Here is a 17802-nt window from a genome sequence, read left to right as displayed (position 1 = left end):
AGATGCCGGTCGCGCTCACGAGCCGGGCTTCGTCGTCTCCGCGCGCAGCACGTACCTCGACAGCGGATCCTGCACGTAGTCCTGCAGATCGGTGCGGACCGCGTCGATGGCCTGCTCGTTGACCAGCCAGACGTTCACCGCCTGATCCTCCAGGATCTGGCCCGCCTGGGCGTACAGCTGATAACGCTGCTCGGTGTCAGCGGTCGCGGCGGCCTGGGCGATGAGCTCGTCGTAGTCCTCGTCGCAGAAGTGGCTGAGGTTGTAGCTGCCCTCGCAGGTGTAGTCGGCAGTGAGGAAACCGATCGGGTCGGCGATGTCGATCAGCCGGTTGCGCTGGCTGAGCACCATGTCGTAGTCCCCGGACAGCAGGTCCGGTTCCACCGCGGCGTATTCCTTGGTCGTGATGGTGACGGGGACGCCGATGCTCTTCAGGTTCTCCTGGATGACCGTGGCCACGTCGGCGAACTCCGCCCGCTCCACGATCGCGATGATCTCCAGCGGCCGCTCGGCGGTGTAGCCGGCGGCCGACAGCAGCTCCTTGGCCGCCTCGACGTCCTGGTCCGGCGTTCCGGCCCCCTCGGCGGCCCAGGGCTCCGACGAGGCGAAGGGCCCGGTGCCCGGCAGGGCCGCGCCTTCGTAGACGCTGCCGGCCAGAGCCTCCAGGTCCAGCGCCGAGCGGACGGCTCTGCGGAAGTCGACGTCGTCGAACGGCGCCCTGCTGTTGTTCATGTACAGCGTCGCGGTCCGCGGGGACTCGGCCTTGAGGACCTCGACGTCGGAATCGGCCTCGAGGGCGGACAGGTTGGCGACGGGGATGGACAGGGAGACGTCGGCCTCACCGGTCTGCACCTGGGTCGCGCGCGTCGCCCCGTCGGTGATGAACCGCACCTCGGCTCCGGCGAGCTGCACGTCCCCGCCCCAGTAGCCCTCGTTGCGGTCCAGGGTCAGGGACTGCTCGGGCTGCTCCGAGACGGGGGTGAACGGGCCGGTGCAGTGCCCGAACGGGTCGACCGTCTCGCCCTCGAAGGCGGCCGGGGCCAGCACCCCGGTGTTGACACTGGCCAGCCGGTGCGGAACCAGGGGGCTCTCGGCCGGGGTGGTGATCCGCACCGTGCGCTCGCCGACGGCCTCGACACCGCTGACCACGGCCGGGCTGAAGGCTCGCGCCGGGACCTGCGCGTCCAGGACGTTCTGCAGGGACGTCACCACTGTTTCCGCCGTGAGCTCGGTGCCGTCCTGGAACCGCACGCCCTCCCGCAGGGTGAAGTCCCACTCCGTGGGCGAGACCTGGCTCCACTCCGTGGCCAGCGCCGGAACGATCTCGCCCTGGGACTCGTCGTAACGCGTCAGGGTCTCCAGGCACCCGGACAGGGACAGGATGTACGCGGCATCGCTCTCCAGAGCCCAGTCCGCCACCGGGGCACGGAAGTTGTCCACCACGATGCGCTGATCGGGGTCGGCCGCCTGCTCGCTCCCCCCGCTCCCACCGCTGAAGCCACAGCCCGACAAGGTCAGGAGGGCCACCACCCCCATGGGCACCGACGACCGGAGCACAGCGCGCACAAGACCACCTCAGTTCAACGTCCCCGGACAGACAGTCCGTCGACGACTCACGAGGGATCGGGAAATCCCCCGGAGGAGAGGTTAGGCAGTCCTAAGTCCGAGGTCCACCCGGACGAGGGAAATCGTCATGGAACAGCGTGATGGCCGATTTCCGCCGCGCATGTGCTATGCACATCGGCTCGCATCGACCCCGGCCCATGCTGCACCCGCGGACACTCCTGGCATCGGACGAGCCGGCTCCTCCCGGCCCGTCGGCCCTCGGTCACTGATGCGCCCGGGCGGGGCCTCACCGCACGCGCCGGCAGGCGGGCTCGCTCGTGTAGGTGAGGATCACCTCGTCGTCCTCGGGTCGTTCCCCGAAGGCACGACGGGTGACGGCGGCCAGCACCGCGGTGACCACGGCCTCGTCGTCCTCGGGCCGTTCCCGCTCGCGGCTCCGAGGACTCGGGGAACCCCCGACTCCGGTGACCGGTGGGGTGCTGGGCCAGGTCTGCTCGAGGGGTCGGAGCTGGAGCCCTCCGGGGCCCTCGGTCTCCGGCGGCGCAGAAGGAGTGGATCCGAAGTGGATGCTGGTGGTCGTGGTCATCGCGCTTCCCTACGTCGTTGTAGTGGTGTGCTGGGGCGGTCTCCACCCGCGCAGGGTGCGAGGACTCCGGTGGAGTGCTCCGCCTCCCGGATCTCCGGGTCCGTCGCTGGGCCCGGGGATCTCGGCGGTCCGGGTGGAACCGGGCGTGCTGGTGGACGCCGAGGACTGCGAGAGTGGCAGGCGACGCACCGGTGTGGCCTCGCGTTCGCCCGCAGGTGCCCCTGACCCTAGTGAAGCGGACCCTGGCGCGGAACCACTCGACGAAATATGTCGTTGCATCGGCGCGAGAACGGGCCGGAGGGTGCTGGAGCACGGGCCGCCGTCGCCCGGCAGCCGGCCCGCGCTCCAGGCCGGCGGGTCAGGGCTGCCGGGGCGCGGCCGGGAAGCGTTCCTCGTAGGCGGGGACCAGGGCGGGGTAGTAGTCGCGCTCGAAGTCGATCGCGGCGACGTCCCCGCCCGTCTCGGCCGCCACGAGGCGGTCCAGGTAGTAGTCCCAGCCCGGGCCGATGTTGTGCGCCCACTCCGGTTCCGGGAGGACCTGGCCGAAGTGCAGCGTCGTACCACCGTCGTCCTCGGTGAGGCGGAACTCCACTCTCCAGTCGTGGTCCTGTCCGTCCAGGCCCTCGCTGCGTGCGCGGGTGCGCAGCAGCCGCGGCGGCTCACAGGCCTCGATGTGATGCTCCTCCTCCGGCATGCCGTCCTCGGCGGTCATCCGGAAGGTGACGCTGCCGGAGGCCGGGTCCCCGGTCCACGTCCCGATCCAGCGCCCGAGGCGTTCGGGGTCCGTGACAGCGGCCCACACGTCCTCGACAGGAGCGCCGAAGTGGCGGGTGAACACGATCCACTCACCGTCCTGGCGGGTCTCGGGCCGACCGGTGGCCTGTGGTGCGGTCATCCTGCGTCCTTCCTCTCGGTGCGGGCCTGCCGGTCCTGCCGGCCGGCGGCGCGGTCGCGGCCGGTGCGGCGGACCTCGAGGTCGAGTCCGTCCAGGACGTGCTCCGGGAGCCGCGGTGTCCGACCGCTGAGCTCCTCGAGCAGGACGGCGACCGGCTCCAGGGCGGAGGGCACCAGGGTGTAGTGCCGCTCGCGGCCGTGCGCGGTCCCGGCCACCAGACCCGCGTCCCCGAGCACCTTCAGGTGCCTGCTGACCGCCGGGCGGCTGATGTCGTGATCGGCCGCCAGGTCGACCACCCGGGCCGGCCCCTCGGCCAGCCGCCGCAGCAGGGCCCGCCGCACCGGGTCCCCCAGAGCCGTGAACACGTCCACGACACTTATGGTAATCCTCCAGTTACCTATTTGCCAGACATCTCAGGCAAGGTCATCAGGAGGCTCCCCACGCTCACCAAAAAGGTGTGCATATTCATCCGAGACACGTATCAGTGACCGCTGATCATGTCTTGGATAAACCCCCAGAAGAGGGCACGGGCCTCGAGCGGTGCTCCATACTGGGATCTCCACACATGACGTGCGCCATATCCTTGGGGGAACTCCATGTCTGCTTCTGGATCCGATCACCATGCCCACTCTCCGGGAGGCATCTCCCGTCGCCGCGCGCTCGGGCTGGCTTCCGCCCTGGGGCTGACGCCGCTGGCGGTCACCGCCTGCGCCCCGGGCAGCGCAGCCTCCTCCAGCGGCGGAAGCGCCTCCGCCTCGCCCACCTCGACCGCTCCCGGCCGGGCTGCGGGCCGGGAGCCCTTGACCACCGAGGCGCGGAACCGGATCGTTCTGCTGGGCACCAGCGGCGGGCCGCCCTGGTGGAACGACTCCCACCGCGAAGGCGTGGCCTCCGCCGTCGTCGTCGGCGACAAGTACTACCTCGTCGACGCCGGCGACGGGGTCGGCAAGCAGATCAAGAAGGCCAAGCTGGGCACCTGGGACCAGGACATGCGCGGTCCCCTGGACGCCCTGGAGGCCGTGTTCCTCACCCACCTGCACTCGGACCACATCTCCGATCTCTACAACATCTTCGGCACCGGTCTGCAGAACGGCGTGACCGTGCCCGACCGGGTGCTGCAGGTCTTCGGCCCCGGCAACCGCGGGGCGCTGCCGGTCAACTACAAGGGCGAGCAGATCCCCGCCGACCAGGTGGTCAATCCGGCCAACCCAACCCCGGGCACCCGGGAGACCATCGAGGCGATGATCAAGACCTTCGCCACGGACTTCAACGACCGGATCATCGACTCCGGCTACCCCCCGCCCCGGGAGTTCTTCGTGGGCCGCGACATCGCCCTGCCGGCCGAGCTGACCGACGACCCCAACGGTGACCCGCACCCGAGGATGAGCCCGATCGAGGTCTTCGAGGACGACCGGGTCAAGGTCACCGCCACCCTGGTCCAGCACGCCCCGGTCTTCCCGGCCTTCGCCTACCGCTTCGACACCGACACCGGCTCCGTGACCTTCTCCGGGGACACCAGCCCGAGTGAGAACCTCGTGGAGCTGGCGAAGGGTTCGGACATCCTGGTGCACGAAGCCATCGCCGAGGAGTGGGTCGGCCAGCACCACCCCGCCCCGCGCGATGCGACCTCCGAGGCCGAGTACCAGCACCTGATCGGAGCGCACACCACCATCGAGGACGTCGGGGGCGTGGCCGAACGCGCCGGGGTGAGAACCCTGGTGCTCAACCACCTCGTGCCCGGCAACTGGCCGGTCGAGAAGTGGCAGGAGGCCGGGAAGAACTTCTCCGGGGAACTGATCATCAGCGAGGACTTCGACTCCATCGCCATCGGCTGACCGTCGAATGATCCCGGGGCGAAGGAACGCCCTGAGCCCCGGCAACCTCCCGAGCCGCCGGCCGAGCACGGGACGGCCCGTCCTGCCGGGAAGGTCCAGGATGGTGCCGATCGGTCAGAGGCCGGCAGCATCGGCGATCCGGGCGACCAGCACGTCGGTCGATCCGGTCGCGTCCACCACGTGCCATCCCCCGGCTCCGGCGAGCTCCAGGTAGGCGGTGCGGGCGGCCCGCAAGTAGTCCAGCGACTCGTGGTCCTCTCCCCGGCTCAGGATCCGTTGCTGCGCGGTCCGGGCCGGGACGTCGAGGAGGACCACCGTGCACGGCCGGATGGACCGGGCCGCCAACCACGGCAGGACGCGACCCGGCGGCAGACCCCGGCCCCGGCGCAGCACCGATTGGCACACCAGATGACGGTCGATGACCACCAGACCCTCCCGGTGGCCTGCCCGCACCTGGGACACCAGGACGTTGACGAGGCGCACTCCGGTCTCGAACCGGTCCGCCCACTGCACGGACACCTCCAGCCCGCAGCGTGCTGAGACACGCGCCAGCCAGCGCCGACCGGATCGGTTGCGCAGCACGATCGCCGGGTGTCCTGCCTTCCGCCCCGCCGCCGCCAGCGCAGCCGCCGTGGTCGTCTTGCCGGCCCCATCGATGCCCAGCAGCACAACGATCTTCGGGGCACGTCCAGCTCGGAGCCCATCGGGCCGCGACCTCCATCGGCCTGCCGGTGAACGACGCATCCGGCCCCCTCCCTCGACTGCTCCGGACACTGCTGTCAGCATGGCCGACCCGCCGGCAGCGGTGCTGAGATCCTGATGACGCTCAACGGTTCGGTCATCAGCACCGTCATCATCTGGGCGGATGGCACCGGCGACGGCAGCACGGCCGGCCGCGGCGGACAGACCATAAAGGGTCCGCCCGTCAGGCCCGCCCCCTCCTGTTGTGCTTGGACGGACATCGGGGCCGATCACGGGTGCCGCGGTGACCGGCCAGTGGCTCCGCTCAGGGGATGATGCCCTCGGCCCGGTAGCGCTCGAACAGGCTGATGAAGCAGTCCTGGGTGCGGCGATAGCCGGTGAACCCGGCCAGCCGGCTCTTGCTCATGTCGGCGACGACCTCGATCGGCCGGCCCAGGTCCGCATCCGTGTGCCACCACGAGGCCACGCGCTCGATCCGCGGCTCGACCAGATCGTGCTGGGCCACGATCCGGGCCCAGACGTCGTCGGCGTCGCGCATCTGCTCCTCAAGGGGCCGCGGCGCCTCCTGGAAGCCCTCCCAGTCGACCCCGAAGAAGTCGGCCAGGACCGGCCACATCCTCCGCCACCGGAAGACGTCGCCGTTGACCGCGTTGTAGGCCTCGTTCCCGGCCGCCTCCGTGGTGGCAGCCCAGATCATGTGCTCGGCCAGCAGCGTGGCGTCGGTCATGTCGGTCAGGCTGTTCCACTGCGTCTCGGAGCCGGGGAACACGAAGGGCCGGCCGGTCTCCCGGCAGATCGCGGCCTGCACCGCCAGGGTGAGTCCCATGTTCATGGCGTTGCCCACCGCGTGCCCGATGACCGTGTGCGCCCGGTGCACCGACCAGCGGAATCCCTGGCGCTCGGCGGCGGCCCACAGCTCGTCCTCCTGGGCGTAGTAGAAGTTCTCCACCGGCAGCCGGGGCTCCTCCTCCAGGAAGGGGGTGTCGGGCATGTCGCCCTGTCCGTAGGCCTCGAACGGACCCAGGTAGTGCTTGAGCCCGGTCATGAGCCCGACGTGCTCCACCGGGGCGTGGGCCAGAGCGGCCAGGAGGTTGCGGATCATCCCGGCGTTGACCTCGATGTTCTCCTTCTCGGTGGCCTGGCGGGACCACGCGGTGAAGAACACGTGCGTCGGCCGCTCACCGGCGAGCGCGGCTTCGAGGCTCTCGGCCGAGCGCAGGTCCGCGCTCACGTGCCGTGCGGTGCTGCCGGGCACGGGAGTGCGCGACAGCGCCACGACGTCCCAGTCCTGGGCAGAGAGCTGCTCGACGATCGCGGAGCCGGTGATGCCGCTCGCGCCGACGACCAGGGCGTTCCGGGCGGAGATCTCGGATGAGTTCATGGGACCCCACTGTGCCACCGTGCCCCGGGCACCACTGCTCCCGAGGGGCGATGTGCGCGGAGGGAGTAATCGACGGCACCAGCCGCTGCCCGGCAGAGGGCGGCCCCGTGAGCCGGAGCCTCGACGGCAGCGCGGCCATCGTCCCCGACCCCTGACCGGACCATGCGTGCAGCGGTGGCCCGGTCAGAGGTCGGTGAACCCGTCCTCGCCGAACCGGGTGATCGCGTGCACCAGAGCCACCACCCCGCCGGTGCCCAGGGCCGCTCCCTCGGCGCCCGCCCGTCGGGACCGACGGGGTCACTCCTCGGGCTCGGCCGCCTCGGCTCGGAAGCGCGCGCGGTACTGCGAGGGTGAGATCTTGAAGGCGGCCGAGAAGTTCTGGCGCAGTGTCACGGGGCTGCCGATGCCGCAGTCGGTTGCGATCGTGTCGATCGGCCGATCGGTGGTCTCCAGCAGCCGGCGGGCCTCGTCCAGGCGCCGCGTCCGCACCCAGGTGGCCGGCGTGGTTCCGGTCGCCGCCCGGAACGTGCGCACGAAGGTCCGCGTGCTCATGTGCGCCGCGGCGGCCAGGACCTCGATCGACAAGGGTTCGGCCAGATGCTGCCCGGCCCAGTCCATGACCCGGGAGATCGCGTCGTCGTCGGGCCGGGGAGGCAGGGGGCGCTCGATGTACTGGGCCTGTCCGCCCTCCCGGTGCGGGGCGATGACCAGGCTCCGAGCCACCTTGTTCGCCGCGTCGGCCCCGAGGCGTGTCCGGACCAGGTGCAGGCAGGCGTCCAGCCCCGATGCGGTGCCCGCCGAGGTGAGGACGTCGCCGTGGTCGAGGTAGAGCACCGACTCGTCCAGGGCGAGGTCCGGATGCCGCTGCGCCAGCAGGTCGAAGGCCTGCCAGTGCGTGACGGCCGGGCGCCCGGCGAGCAGCCCGGCATCGGCCACCGGGATCGCCCCGAGGCAGAGACCGACGATGGTCGCCTCCGCGGCATGGGCCGCCCTCAGCGTGCCGCGCACCGCCGCACCGGCCGGGCGCCCGTCGAGGAACCACGACGGCATCACGAGGACGTCGGCACCCTCCGCGGCCGTCAGGGCCTGGATGCCCTCGATGCCGTATCCCTCCGCGGTGCGGATCCTGCCGGGCCGGTCGCCGAACAGGAAGGTCTCCCAGTCGCCCAGGCCCTGCCGGGCGACCTCGTCGAAGACCATCTGCGGCACCGACAGGTGGAACATGGTGATCCCGTCGAAGGCATGGATCCCGATCCGCACCCGTTCCCCCTCCCGCTTGGCGTGAATCCATCGTACGTCGGCCTTTGCGCCACTGGTGGATCCTGACCGGCCTTCGCAGGATGGAGGAGCACCCATCACCGGTCGCACCTCCGCGACCGCCGGAACCCCAGGAGTCCCCCATGCCCAGCCCGCAGCGCGCGCTCGTCCTCATCGACGTCCAGCAGGACTACTTCGGCGACGGCCCGCTGGAGATCCAGCACCCGCCGCACAGCGAGTCGGTCCCGCGCATCGCCCAGGCGATCGAGGCGGCCTCCGCCGCCGGGATCCCCGTCGTCGTGGTCCAGCACACGATGGGTGAGGGCGCGCCGGTGTTCGACCCGACCCAGCCCGGCTTCCAGCTGCACCCAGAGGTGGCGGAGCGCCGCACCGAGAACTGGAAGACCGTCGTGAAGCAGTACGGCTCCGTCTACGCCGACACCGACGTCTCCACCTGGCTGCGCGAGCAGGGAGTCGACACCGTCACGCTGGTCGGATACATGACGAACAACTGCGTCCTGGCCTCTGCCGTCGAGGGCGAGGGGCTCGGCTTCACCACCGAGGTGCTCGCCGACGCCACGGGCGCGGTCAACCTCGCCAATGACGCCGGCTCCGTCGACGCCGAGACCGTGCACACCACGCTCATGACCCTGCTGCACTCCAACTGGGCCGCCGTCGCCTCGACGGATGCCTGGGTCGAGGCCCTGCACGCCCGGCAGCCCCTGCCGGGCAGCGACCTGGGCAGCTCCGCCGTGGCCGGCGCCCAGCAGCACGCCGCCGTGGCCGGACGTTCCGCCTGAGGCCGTCGCCCGCTCGCTGACGACCGCAGCCGTTCCGCAGGGCGCTTCCGGCACACGCCGGAGGCGCCCTGCCGTTGCTGATGCCCCCGTCGGGATCCGGCGAGACCTCGGTCGCGCTCCGGGGACCGGCCTCGGACGTCCCGTGCTGGACGGCCACCCGGCGGCGGACCGCCGGTCAACGGTCCTGCGGGGTGTTCGCCGTCGGCGGGCCCGTCGACCGGTCAGAGGGCCGTGACCTGTCGGCGGCTTCTTCACACGGCGCGCAGGTGGGCCGAGGTGAGTCCGATGGGGATGCTGACGACCGCCGGCATCCCATGCCACGTGTTCGGCCACGGCGGCTCTTCCGGAGCGGCGATCCGCTGGTTCGGTGGGGTGGAGTCCTCTTCCTTCCAGTGCCTGCACTGCACCGTGCGGAGGACGAGGCTCGATCCTTCCGCGTGGCCATGGCGGCGTCGTCGACCGGGGACTGCTGCGGGGACTCCGCGGCCGGCTCCGGGCGGCACAGGTCCAGCGCAGGCCGCTCGGAGCGGATCCGCGGCGGCGAGGTGACGTTGTGCCGCGGCGGCGGGCACGACGTCGCCCACTCCAGGGAGCCGCCGAAGCCCCACGGGTCGTCGACCTCGACCTTCGTGCCGTTGCGCCAGGTCGAGCGCACGTTCCAGAACCACGGGATCATGGACACGGTGGCGCCGCCGCTTGCCCCGCGCCATGCCCCCAAGGTCCTGAGTTCAGCCCCCGACGGGGTCACTTGACCTCAGTCCCGCACTGTGTGCGCCTGACGCGAGCTGTTGACCGGAGGCAGGCAGCCGGTGCGCGCTGTCGGCCCGTCGACAGGCACACCGCCACCGTCGACTCTGTGGCGCCCCTGGCCCGGGTGGCAGAAGATGGGGCCATGGCCACGCCTTCATCCCGCCCCGCGGAACGCGCTCCCGCCCGGACCATGGTCGCGGTCGTCACCACCGGGGTCGGCGACTACGACCGGCTCGTGCTGTCCCGTGTCCCGATACCCGAGCCGGGTGAGGGCAAGGTGCTCGTCCAGGTCCTGGCGGCCGGGATGAACAACACCGAGATCAACACCCGACTGGGCTGGTACTCCTCCTCAGTGGCTGCCGGCACCGACGACGCCTCGGAGAACCTCACCGGGGACGTCTCGGCGCGGCCGGACGGGGGCTGGAACGCGGCCACCCCGTTCCCCCTGATCCAGGGCGCGGACTGCTGCGGCCGGGTTGTCGCCGTCGGTTCCGGCGGGGACGAGTCCGTGCTCGGGGCCCGGGTGCTGGTCCGGCCCTGCATGCGCACCCGGGGCTTCTCCTCGTGGGACACCGCCTGGCTGGGCTCCGACGTCGACGGGGCCTTCGCGCAGTTCGTCGCTGTCCCCGCCCACGAGGTCTTCCCGGTCGACTCGCACTGGAGCGACGCGGAGCTGGCCACCATCCCGTGCGCCTACGGAACGGCGGAGAACATGGTCGGGCGCGCCGGGATCACCACCGGAACCCGGGTCCTGGTGACCGGCGCCTCCGGTGGCGTCGGATCGGCCGTGGTGCAACTGGCGAAACGACGCGGAGCCCACGTCATCGGCACGGCCGGTGAGACCAAACAGGACCGGGTCCGTGCCCTGGGCGCCGACGAGGTCATCGGGCGCCACGAGCCACCGGACCTGCTGGACGCGCAGAGCGTGGACGTCGTGATCGACAACGTGGCCGGCCCCGGCTTCCCGGGGCTGCTCGGCCTCCTCGTACGGGGTGGGCGGTATGTCTCCTCCGGCGCCATCGGCGGTCCCCTGGTCGAGCTCGACATGCGCACCCTCTACCTGAAGGACCTCACCCTGATCGGGTGCACAGCGTGGGACGAACAGGTCTTCCCCGACCTCATCCGTTACATCGAACGCGAGGAGATCCGGCCGCTGCTCGCCAAGGTCTTCCCGCTCGACCGGATCGCGATCGCGCAACAGGAATTCCTCGAGAGGACGCACGTCGGCAACCTCGTCCTGGTCCCGCCCCACCCCGATCCCGCCTGACAGGGCTGACGCACGAGAAGACGCCCCGACCGAGCACCAACCCGAGGCATCCGGCGCGAGCCGTGAGGGCGTCGTTCCGGACATCAGGCACCGGACCCGGCACAGCGTCCACCCGGATCCCACCTCACCGTGGAATCGTGCCTCCGATGCAGGACGTCTGTGTCGGCCGGCGGCGCGCCGGCACCCGGTTGAGCCGTCCGACCACTGGCACGGTCCGGCGGACCGCCGAACACCACGGAACCGGAGCAGGATCGGCCGAACGGGAGGTCCACCGGATACAAGACTTCCAGGGGGTCAGTGGCCGTCAGCCGGCCAGCGGCAGCTCATACCTGGTGTCGCGGAAGTCCCCCTCTTAAACTGTGGGCATGGGGGGTGACCCAGCCCGCACAGCTCGTCCGACCGGCACGGGGGGCCGGTGATGGCCTCGCGCGGCGGGGAGCTCCGGGTGGAGGATCCGCACGCCACCGGCATCGACGACGTGCTGGCGGCCCTGTCGGTGGACCCGGACACAGGGCTGTCCCACCCCGAGGTCTCCCGGCGCCGTGAGCGCCACGGCCGCAACGAGCTCGGCGCTCAGCAGAAGGTCCCCACCGCCCGGATCCTGCTGGACCAGGTGCGCAGCACGGTGGTCGTGCTGCTGGCCGTGGCCGCGGTGGCCGGGGTGCTGATCGGGGAGTACATCGAGGCGGCCGCCATCGCCGTGGTCCTGGTCGTGAACACCGTGGTGGGCTTCGTCACCGAGCTGCGCGCGGTGCGCTCGGTCGAGGGGCTGCGCGGTCTGGCCTCGGCCGTCGCCGACGTGGAGCGCGAGGACTCCCGCGACGAGGTCGACGCCGTCGAGCTGGTGCCCGGCGACATGGTGAGCCTGGAGGCCGGCGACCGGGTCCCGGCGGACCTGCGCCTGGTGGAGGCCTCGGAGCTGACCGTGGTGGAGTCGGCCCTGACCGGGGAGAGCGATCCGGTGGAGAAGTCCCTGGACGCCGTCGAGACCGAGGCGGGCATCGGGGACCGTCTGAGCATGGTGTTCATGGGGACCACGGTGCAGTCGGGCCGGGCCCGCGGTGTGGTGGTGGCCACCGGCCTGGACACCGAGGTCGGGCAGATCGCCACGATGGTGGACCAGGCCGAGTCCGGGCGCGCCCCGCTGCAGGAGGGCCTGGACCGGCTGGGCCGGACGCTGTCGATCGTGGTCGTCGGACTGACGGGGGCGCTGATCGCGATCGGCCTGTGGCGGGGTCTGGCGGTCGAGGAGGTCCTGGAGGTGGCCATCGCCCTGGCCGTGGCGGTCGTCCCCGAGGGCCTGCCCGCCGTGGCGACCCTCACCCTGACGGTGGGAATGCGGCGGATGGCCCAGCGACACGCCCTGGTCCGGCGCCTGCCGACCGTCGAGACCCTGGGCTCGACCACCGTCATCGCCTCGGACAAGACCGGCACGCTGACCACCAACGTGATGGAGGTCGTCGACCTCGCCCTCGCCGACGGTGTGGAGGAGCACGTCCTGTGGGAGTCCGCCGTGCTGGCCAACGACGCCGACCTGGCCGAGGACGGCGACGAGGTCGGGGATCCGACCGAGACCGCCCTGCTGCGGGCGGCCGAGGCCGCCGGAGTGGACTGGCGTGGACTCCGCGCCGGCCGCGCGCGGCGGGCGGAGGACCCGTTCGACTCCGAGTCCAAGCGGATGGCCGTGGTCGTCGGCTCCACCGTCCACGCCAAGGGCGCCCCGGAAGTGCTGCTGACCGGACAGGAGCACTCGGAGCTGGCCGGGGCGGCCGAGGAGATGGGGCACCGGGCGCTGCGCACCCTCGCGATCGGGCGCCGCACGGTCGCCGAGGGGGAGATCGACGACGGCACCGACCCCGGGGAGAGCGCCTACGAGGAACTCGAGCTGCTGGGGGTGGTCGGCATCCAGGACCCGCCCCGACCGGAGGCCGTGCAGGCGGTGGACACCTTCCGGGAGGCCGGGATCCGGGTGGTGATGGTCACCGGCGACCAGCCCCGCACCGCCCAGGCGGTGGCCCGGCAGATCGGGATGGACGCCGCCCACGTGCTGACCGGCCAGGAGCTCGCCGCCCTCGACTCCGACCGGTTCGCGGAGATCGCCGGGGACGTGGACGTCTACGCCCGGGTCGCCCCGGAGCAGAAGCTGCGCATCGTGCGCGCCCTGCAGGCGGCCGGGGAGGTCGTGGCCGTCACCGGGGACGGGGTCAACGACGCCCCCGCCCTGCGCCAGGCCGACGTCGGGGTGGCCATGGGCCGGTCCGGCACCGACGTGGCCCGGGAGGCCGCCGACATCGTGCTGATGGACGACGACTTCGCCACCATCGAGGCCGCGGTGGAGGAGGGCCGGCGGATCGTGGCCAACATCCGCCGCTTCGGGCAGTTCCTCTTCAGCTGGCATCTGGGCATCGTGCTGCTGATCGCCACGAGCCTCACCGCGGGGTTCAGCGCCCCGCTGGCCGGGCTGATGATCCTGTGGAACAACCTGGTCATCGACGTCATCCCCTCCTTCGCCCTCGCCCTGGAACCCGGGCGCCAGGACGCGATGAAGGACCGGCCCCGCCCCAAGGGCGAACCGGTGCTCGGCCGCGGCACCCTGGCGCGCATCCTCGTCCAGGGCGTGCTGATCGCCTCGGTGGGGCTGGCCGCCTACTTCCTGGCCCTGGGCCCGCTGGATCTGTCCCCGGCCCAGGCCCAGACCACCACGTTCGTGGCGGTGACGAGCGCACAGCTGCTGGCGGTGTTCAACGCCCGCTCCGAGCACGGTTCCGGCTTCACCGGAGCCACCCGCAACCCCTACCTCTGGGCGGCGCTGGGCATCACCGTGGCCCTGGAGGCCGCCGCCCTGGGCATCACCCCGCTGCGGGAAGTGCTGGGCCTGGCGCTGCTGCCGGCCGGCGGCTGGTGGGTCGCGGCCGCCCTGGCCCCGCTGCCGCTGCTCCTCACCCAGACGGTGCGGATGACCCGCGCCCGCACCCGAGCCGCTGGGCAGCGCCGACCCAGCACCACCGGTTCGGAGGAGTCCTGGAAGGACGAGCACCGCACGAGCAGCCGCCCCGCGGGCCGCTAGGCTCAGGGTCGTGACCGGACTCAGTGGAGCGGCTCTGCTCGAAGTCATCAGCGCCGCCACCACCAACACCGGTGTGGCCCTGGTGGCGGCCGCCCTGATCATCCGCTGCCTGCACGCCCGGTGGCACCGGACTGAGGCGATCCACGTCCTCCGGGACGGGGCGCACTGCCTGCGCTGGCACACCACCCGCTACGAGATCCACGAGGAGCCCTGGCACTGCTCACCGGCACCCGCCCCGGGGGCGGACGTGATCGTCTGGTTCCACTCCCGGCACCCCGAGCAGTGGAGACTGACCAGCCCGCACCGCCTCGCCGGGGCGCTGGGGGTCTGCGGGGCGGCCCTCGTGCTCCTCGGGCTGCTGCTACCGGTGCTGCAGTAGGCCACGGTCCGCCCGGGCACTGCTCGCTCCTGGCCGCGCATCGGAAAATGTACGATGGAACGACTCCGACTCCCTCGATCACGAAGAGTGTGAACCAGCACCATGGGCCTATCGCCTGCCAGATCCGGGTCGTCCGACGACCCGGGAGACAGTTGTTGTTCGCCCGCCACGACTGACCAGCGCCGCACGCTCTCGCCCGGCTCCCCCGTTGCGGGGGTGAGCTCCCGATGATCGCCGCAGCCCTGACTCTCCTCCTCGGGATCGTGGTGATTCTGGCGATCATCGCCGCCAATGGGTACTTCGTCGCCCAGGAGTTCGCCTACATGTCGGTGGACCGCGCCAAGCTCGGCGCCCGCGCCGAGGCCGGCGACAAGGCCGCCCAGCGCGCCCTGAAGGTCACCGGCCGGACCTCGTTCATGCTCTCGGGCGCCCAGCTGGGCATCACCGTCACCGGTCTGCTCATCGGCTACGTGGCCGAGCCCATGGTCGGTGAGTCCCTGGGCGTGCTGCTCGGCGGCGCCGGAGTGCCGGCTGCGCTGAGCATCTCGGTGGGGACGGTGGTGGCCCTGGTCGTGGCCGCGGTGGTGCAGATGATCTTCGGCGAGCTGTACCCGAAGAATCTCGCGATCGCCAATGCCGAGCCGCTCGCCCGCGCTCTGGCCCGCTCCACCACGATCTACCTCGGTCTCTTCGGCTGGCTGATCACCGTGTTCGACCACGCCGCCAACGCCCTGCTCCGCCTGGTGCGCGTGGAGCCGGTGCACGACGTCGACACGACCGCGACCGTCGAGGACCTCGAGCGCATCGTCGCCGACTCCCGAGAGAGCGGGGACCTGCCCGAGGAGCTCTCGGTGCTCATCGACCGCATCATCGACTTCCCCGACCGGGACGTGGAGCACGCCATGATCCCCCGCTCCCAGGTCGGCACCGTCACCCCGGACACGACCGTGGGTGAGCTGCGCGTCCTCATGGCGGCCGAGCACACCCGCTATCCGGTGATCTCCGCGACCGAGGAGCCCCTCGGCGTCGTCCAGCTCACCGATCTGCTGCGCGGCAGCGCGCCCGACGACGCCGCGGTCTCCTCCATCATGGCGCCCCCGCTGGTGCTACCCACGCTCATGTCCCTGCCCGACGCCCTGGCGCAGCTGACGGAGTCGCGCAAGAGGATCGCCTGCATCATCGACGAGTACGGTGGCTTCGCCGGAGTGCTGACCGTCGAGGACCTGGCCGAGGAGCTGGTCGGGGAGATCACCGACGAGCACGACGACGAGCCGCCCGCCACCATCACGCCCCAGCACGGGGACGCCTGGCGGATGAGCGGTGACATCCACGTCGACGAGGTCGAACGGGCGGTCGGCTACGAGTTGCCCGACGGTGACTACGAGACCATCTCGGGCCTGCTCATCGCCCACCGCGGTGAGCTCCCGGCCTCCGGCGAGGTGGTGCGGGTCGAACTGGCCGACGACCCCCGCGATCTCGTCCTCGACCGCCCCGTCCACCGGGTCCTCGACGTCGAAGTGCTGGAGCTCTCCCGGCACGTGCCCAGTGAGCTGCTCGTGCGGCTCGTCGAGATCACTGCCGACGGCGCCGACCCGAACGGGAGCACCGCCATCCGCTCCGAGACCGAGGCCGAGACCGAGAGCGAGGAGGACCGATGAGCGATCCGCTGACCGTCATCGCCGTGACCGCGCTGCTCATCGTGCTCAGCGCCTTCTTCGTCATCGTCGAGTTCGCCCTGCTGGGCGCGCGCCGCCACAGGCTCGAGGCCGAGGCCGCGACCAACCGCTCCGCCCGTGCCGCGCTGCGCGGGATCAACGAGCTGACCATCATGCTCGCCGGCGCGCAGCTGGGCATCACCGCCTGCACCTTCGCCCTGGGGGCGGTCACCAAACCGGCCGTGGACGCGTGGCTGAGCCCCGTGTTCGCCTCCTGGGGCGCACCGGAGGGACTGGCCGACGGGACCGCCTTCGGTCTCTCCCTGCTGTTCGTCACGTTCCTGCACCTCGTCGTGGGCGAGATGGCGCCCAAGTCCTGGGCCATCGCCTACCCCGAGACCTCGGCCAAGCTGATCGGCGTGCCCTCCCGCGGCTTCATCTGGCTGGTGCGGCCGCTCCTGAGCTGGGTCAACGCGATCGCCAACCGGCTGGTCGAGGCCAGCGGTGTCACCCCGGTGAACCGGGCGGCCGTGGGCGGCCACGATGTCGACACCATCCGGCACCTCGTGGAGCACTCCGCCTCCGTGGGCGCGCTCGACGCGTCCTTCCGCACGCATCTGTCCGGCGTGCTCGAGCTCGAGAAGCTCACCGTCCAAGCACTGGTCGCACCGGGCACGACGCCGACCACCGTTCCGGTCCGGGCCACCGCGGCCGACGTGCAGGAAGCCGCCGCCAGGTCGGGGCACCTGCGCATCCTCGTGGAGGACCCCGGCTCCGGTGCCCCCGGTGTGGTCCACGTGCGCGACACGCTGCTCGAGCCGCCGGACCGGCCCGTCCGGGACCTGGCCCGCCCGGCGTTCGTGCTCGAGGCCGACACCCCGGTGTACGAGGCCCTGGCCCAGGTCCGGGCGGCCGGCGAGCAGCTCGCCGCCGTCATGCAGCACGGCCGCTTCATCGGCGTGATCACCCTCTCCGACGTTCTGCGACGGGTCCTGCCCCGAGAGCTCACCGAGGAGAAGCACACCAGTCAGTAACGCGACCGGCGACCGCGATCGTGCTCGGCAGCCCCAGCCGTGGTGATCATTCAGCTCGGCCGGACCTTCTCACCCCATGAGCTCCTGCCCGTCTGCAGGTGCATCAGGGAGCCCGCCGACCACGGCCGCATCAACCGGCGGGCCGTGGAAGCTCCCGGATCCGTCGGTACAGGGGCGTTCGCGACTTCCCCAGATCGCAGGTGATCCGGCCGGCCGGTTCCCCGGTCCCGGTCGGCTCCACCGCGTGGCGGATCTGCGGATCGGTGAACCAACTTCTCCCGCGGAGCGGTCGCCGCCCCGCCAGCCCGTCCCGGGGACACGCGGCCCGGTGTGTGTCCTTCGTGACAGGGGCGGCACGGATCCTCGGATAGGATCGGGGGAGCTTTAGGGGAGTATCCCTCAGCGCTGCGGACGTCAGTACGTCGGGGAGTCGATTCCCGGCCGGACGCAGCGGCCCAGCTCGGCAGCACGGACCACAGCGGTCCCTGCCGGGGCGGCGGAGAGACTTACGGCGGTCCTGCACCCGACCCGGAAAGCCAATTCCCATGGACGTCTCCACTACCGTGTGGGCCGTGACGATCGTCGCGATCGTCGGCCTGCTGCTGTTCGACTACGTGTTCCACGTGCGCAA

At 71.5% G+C, this 17802-nt stretch carries 14 protein-coding genes and 1 pseudogene; 7 read left to right on the top strand and 8 right to left on the bottom strand.

The window, feature by feature from the left end; genetic code table 11:
• Positions 1 to 15: 15 nt before the first annotated feature.
• The 4 genes from RCG67_RS12285 to RCG67_RS12270 all read right to left on the bottom strand — a co-directional run bounded on the left by RCG67_RS12285 (position 16) and on the right by RCG67_RS12270 (position 3415).
• Positions 16 to 1533 (bottom strand): ABC transporter substrate-binding protein, encoded by a 1518-nt coding sequence (locus RCG67_RS12285; protein ID WP_368826801.1) that lies wholly within the window; start codon positions 1531 to 1533, stop codon positions 16 to 18.
• 316 nt (positions 1534 to 1849) lie between these two features.
• On the bottom strand, positions 1850 to 2149 hold the full coding sequence (locus RCG67_RS12280; protein ID WP_368826597.1) for a hypothetical protein: 300 nt from the start codon (positions 2147 to 2149) through the stop codon (positions 1850 to 1852).
• A gap of 358 nt (positions 2150 to 2507) precedes the next feature.
• Entirely contained in the window at positions 2508 to 3044 is a 537-nt protein-coding gene (locus RCG67_RS12275) for an SRPBCC family protein (RefSeq protein ID WP_368826596.1), read from the bottom strand.
• A complete protein-coding gene (locus tag RCG67_RS12270; protein WP_368826594.1) occupies positions 3041 to 3415 on the bottom strand; it encodes an ArsR/SmtB family transcription factor in 375 nt (124 codons plus the stop codon). Before RCG67_RS12270 ends, RCG67_RS12275 begins: the two co-directional genes overlap by 4 nt.
• 429 nt (positions 3416 to 3844) lie before the next feature.
• Here RCG67_RS12270 and RCG67_RS12265 point away from each other — a divergent pair, with 429 nt between their 5' ends.
• Positions 3845 to 4879, top strand: a complete 1035-nt coding sequence (locus RCG67_RS12265; protein ID WP_368826593.1) for an MBL fold metallo-hydrolase — start codon at positions 3845 to 3847, stop codon at positions 4877 to 4879.
• Between the two features lie 114 nt (positions 4880 to 4993).
• On the opposite strand, the gene RCG67_RS12260 is transcribed toward RCG67_RS12265, so the two are convergent.
• From RCG67_RS12260 to RCG67_RS12250, 3 genes are all read right to left on the bottom strand, one after another.
• On the bottom strand, positions 4994 to 5548 hold the full coding sequence (locus tag RCG67_RS12260; RefSeq protein ID WP_368826592.1) for a dTMP kinase: 555 nt from the start codon (positions 5546 to 5548) through the stop codon (positions 4994 to 4996).
• Between the two features lie 337 nt (positions 5549 to 5885).
• Positions 5886 to 6962, bottom strand: coding sequence for an SDR family oxidoreductase (locus RCG67_RS12255; RefSeq protein WP_368826590.1), 1077 nt, complete (start codon positions 6960 to 6962; stop codon positions 5886 to 5888).
• Between the two features lie 297 nt (positions 6963 to 7259).
• Positions 7260 to 8222: a GlxA family transcriptional regulator gene (locus RCG67_RS12250; protein WP_368826589.1), complete on the bottom strand. Its 963-nt coding sequence runs from the start codon at positions 8220 to 8222 to the stop codon at positions 7260 to 7262.
• Positions 8223 to 8362: 140 nt separating this feature from the next.
• Between RCG67_RS12250 and RCG67_RS12245 the strand changes: the two genes are divergently transcribed.
• A complete protein-coding gene (locus RCG67_RS12245) occupies positions 8363 to 9019 on the top strand; it encodes an isochorismatase family protein (protein WP_368826588.1) in 657 nt (218 codons plus the stop codon).
• A gap of 466 nt (positions 9020 to 9485) precedes the next feature.
• On the opposite strand, the pseudogene RCG67_RS12240 reads toward RCG67_RS12245, so the two are convergent.
• A pseudogene (locus RCG67_RS12240) lies at positions 9486 to 9698 on the bottom strand (aa3-type cytochrome oxidase subunit I); the annotation flags it as partial.
• Between the two features lie 213 nt (positions 9699 to 9911).
• Between RCG67_RS12240 and RCG67_RS12235 the strand changes: the two are divergent.
• From RCG67_RS12235 to RCG67_RS12215, 5 genes are all read left to right on the top strand, one after another.
• Positions 9912 to 11036, top strand: a complete 1125-nt coding sequence (locus RCG67_RS12235) for a zinc-binding dehydrogenase (protein ID WP_368826586.1) — start codon at positions 9912 to 9914, stop codon at positions 11034 to 11036.
• A 445-nt stretch (positions 11037 to 11481) separates the two neighbouring features.
• On the top strand, positions 11482 to 14103 hold the full coding sequence (locus RCG67_RS12230; RefSeq protein WP_368826584.1) for a cation-translocating P-type ATPase: 2622 nt from the start codon (positions 11482 to 11484) through the stop codon (positions 14101 to 14103).
• A gap of 10 nt (positions 14104 to 14113) precedes the next feature.
• Complete coding sequence (locus RCG67_RS12225) at positions 14114 to 14482, top strand: hypothetical protein (protein WP_368826582.1); 369 nt, start codon at positions 14114 to 14116, stop codon at positions 14480 to 14482.
• A 227-nt stretch (positions 14483 to 14709) separates the two neighbouring features.
• Positions 14710 to 16140 (top strand): hemolysin family protein, encoded by a 1431-nt coding sequence (locus tag RCG67_RS12220; protein ID WP_368826581.1) that lies wholly within the window; start codon positions 14710 to 14712, stop codon positions 16138 to 16140.
• Positions 16137 to 17171, top strand: coding sequence for a hemolysin family protein (locus RCG67_RS12215; protein WP_368826579.1), 1035 nt, complete (start codon positions 16137 to 16139; stop codon positions 17169 to 17171). Before RCG67_RS12220 ends, RCG67_RS12215 begins: the two co-directional genes overlap by 4 nt.
• The last annotated feature ends 631 nt before the right edge of the window (positions 17172 to 17802 follow it).

It is taken from the genome of Kocuria cellulosilytica (assembly GCF_040981245.1).
GTDB lineage: Bacteria > Actinomycetota > Actinomycetes > Actinomycetales > Micrococcaceae > Kocuria > Kocuria cellulosilytica.
Note: the sequence above shows the minus strand (reverse complement) of the source record. Positions and strands in the feature narration are given on the sequence as shown.

What these genes read in the sequence shown, in the direction of transcription:
- RCG67_RS12285 (WP_368826801.1), bottom strand. Translation starts at nt 1,533, where the DNA reads ATGGGGGTGGTGGCCCTCCTGACCTTGTCGGGCTGTGGCTTCAGCGGT.
- RCG67_RS12280 (WP_368826597.1), bottom strand. Translation starts at nt 2,149, where the DNA reads ATGACCACGACCACCAGCATCCACTTCGGATCCACTCCTTCTGCGCCG.
- RCG67_RS12275 (WP_368826596.1), bottom strand. Translation starts at nt 3,044, where the DNA reads ATGACCGCACCACAGGCCACCGGTCGGCCCGAGACCCGCCAGGACGGT.
- RCG67_RS12255 (WP_368826590.1), bottom strand. Translation starts at nt 6,962, where the DNA reads ATGAACTCATCCGAGATCTCCGCCCGGAACGCCCTGGTCGTCGGCGCG.
- RCG67_RS12245 (WP_368826588.1), top strand. Translation starts at nt 8,363, where the DNA reads ATGCCCAGCCCGCAGCGCGCGCTCGTCCTCATCGACGTCCAGCAGGAC.
- RCG67_RS12235 (WP_368826586.1), top strand. Translation starts at nt 9,912, where the DNA reads ATGGCCACGCCTTCATCCCGCCCCGCGGAACGCGCTCCCGCCCGGACC.
- RCG67_RS12220 (WP_368826581.1), top strand. Translation starts at nt 14,710, where the DNA reads ATGATCGCCGCAGCCCTGACTCTCCTCCTCGGGATCGTGGTGATTCTG.
- RCG67_RS12215 (WP_368826579.1), top strand. Translation starts at nt 16,137, where the DNA reads ATGAGCGATCCGCTGACCGTCATCGCCGTGACCGCGCTGCTCATCGTG.